The sequence below is a fragment of the Polaromonas sp. P1_G4 genome (assembly GCF_056405475.1).
Genome location: NZ_JBFUCA010000860.1, coordinates 1 through 1,146 on the forward strand (window position 1 = coordinate 1; position 1,146 = coordinate 1,146).

At 60.7% G+C, this 1,146-nt stretch carries 1 protein-coding gene; it reads right to left on the reverse strand.

The window, feature by feature from the left end; translation table 11 throughout:
• Positions 1-875 (reverse strand): CTP synthase (locus tag AC1D1X_RS23980; protein ID WP_477699439.1); only part of this gene is annotated, 875 nt, incomplete at its 3' end.
• Positions 876-1,146 lie beyond the last annotated feature (271 nt).

Genomic DNA, 1,146 nt, shown 5'->3' on the forward strand with positions numbered 1-1,146 from the left:
GTCTGGGGGTGCTCGGTCTCATAGACCAGGTCGTCCCAGCGCTTGAGGTTGGCCGGTGGCGTGTTCAGGCGCAGCTTGTCGCAGATCAGGCCGTCCAGGCCCTGTTCGTGCAGCATGCGGGGCACTTTGTAAATGGTGTCGACGTCCCACATCGAGATCACGCCCCATTCGGGAACGTTGGAGAACAGCGAGATTTTTTCGCGCTCTTCGTTGGGAATTCGGCGGTCGGCACGACAGAGCAGCACGTCGGCCTGGATGCCGATTTCACGCAATTGTTTGGCAGTGTGCTGGGTCGGCTTGGTTTTGAGTTCGCCGGCGGCAGCGATCCAGGGGACGTAGCTCAGGTGCACGAAGGCGGTGTTGTTGGCGCCCAGGCGCAGGCTCATCTGGCGCACGGCTTCCAGGAAGGGCAGGGACTCGATGTCGCCGACGGTGCCGCCGATTTCGACGATGGCCACGTCGACCGCATCAGCCGTTTCGTAGCCGGCGCCGCGCTTGACGAATTCCTGGATTTCGTTGGTGACGTGCGGGATGACCTGCACGGTCTTGCCCAGGTAGTCGCCGCGGCGTTCTTTTTCAAGCACGCTTTTGTAGATCTGGCCGGTGGTGAAGTTGTTGGCCTTGCGCATGCGCGTTTCGATGAAACGCTCATAGTGGCCGAGATCCAGGTCGGTCTCTGCGCCATCGTCGGTCACAAAAACTTCGCCATGCTGGAAGGGCGACATGGTGCCCGGATCCACATTCAGGTAGGGATCGAGCTTGATTAAAGTGACTTTGAGGCCTCGCGATTCGAGGATCGCAGCTAAGGAGGCTGAGGCGATTCCCTTGCCCAGGGAAGACACCACACCGCCGGTGACGAAGACAAATTTGGTCATGTCAGGTACGAACCGCAAGTTCGTAGAGGTGGTAAACGGAGATTATACGGGTTGCCCGCCGGGTTACCTCTTGCAGGGGATACTGAATTTCAGCCCACAGCTGTTCGGGCTTGCACGGTGGCTCGCAGCCCACGTAAGGCTGGCCGGTGTTGACCAAGCAAGCCGGGGCCGCGGAACCGGCTTAGCCGGGCCGCAGGCGCAGCGGCCCCCTCGGGGGGCAGCGCATTACACGAAGCGAAAAGCGTGGGGGCCTTTCCTCCAACTGAGATAC